Here is a 567-nt window from a genome sequence, read left to right as displayed (position 1 = left end):
TGGGCCGGCCCCTGGCCCACTCGCGGCTGTACGTGCTCGACGCGGACTTCCAGCCCGTGCCCGTGGGAGTGCCCGGCGAGCTGTTCATCGGCGGCGCGCAGGTGACGCGCGGCTACCTGCACCGGCCGGAGCTGACGGCGGAGCGGTACGTGCCGGACCTCTACAGCCCGACTCCGGGCGCGCGCATGTACCGCAGCGGCGACAAGGTGCGCTGGAGGGAAGACGGGCGCGTGGAGTTCATCGGCCGCGCCGACTTCCAGGTGAAGGTGCGCGGCTTCCGCGTGGAGCCGGGTGAAGTCGCCACCGTATTGCGCGAGCACCCCGAGGTGCGCGACGCGGTGGTGCTGGCCCGCGAGGACATCCCCGGCGACAAGCGACTGGTGGCCTACGTCGTCCCGGCCGTGGACGTCGCCGCCCTGCGCTCGTGGCTGCGTGAGCGCCTGCCCGAGCACATGGTGCCCTCCGCCTTCGTGCCGCTGGAGGCGCTGCCGCTGACGCCCAACGGCAAGGTGGACCGCAAGGCCCTGCCCGCCCCGGTGATGAACACGGACGCGAGCGCCACCTTCG

General features: G+C 73.2%; 1 protein-coding gene. It reads left to right on the top strand.

Going from position 1 to position 567, the window contains the following annotated elements; genetic code table 11:
• Nucleotides 1-567: AMP-binding enzyme (locus G4D86_RS51830; protein WP_164003108.1), on the top strand; the 567-nt coding region annotated here is incomplete at both ends.

Source organism: Pyxidicoccus caerfyrddinensis (assembly GCF_010894405.1).
Lineage (GTDB): Bacteria > Myxococcota > Myxococcia > Myxococcales > Myxococcaceae > Myxococcus > Myxococcus caerfyrddinensis.
Note: the sequence above shows the minus strand (reverse complement) of the source record. Positions and strands in the feature narration are given on the sequence as shown.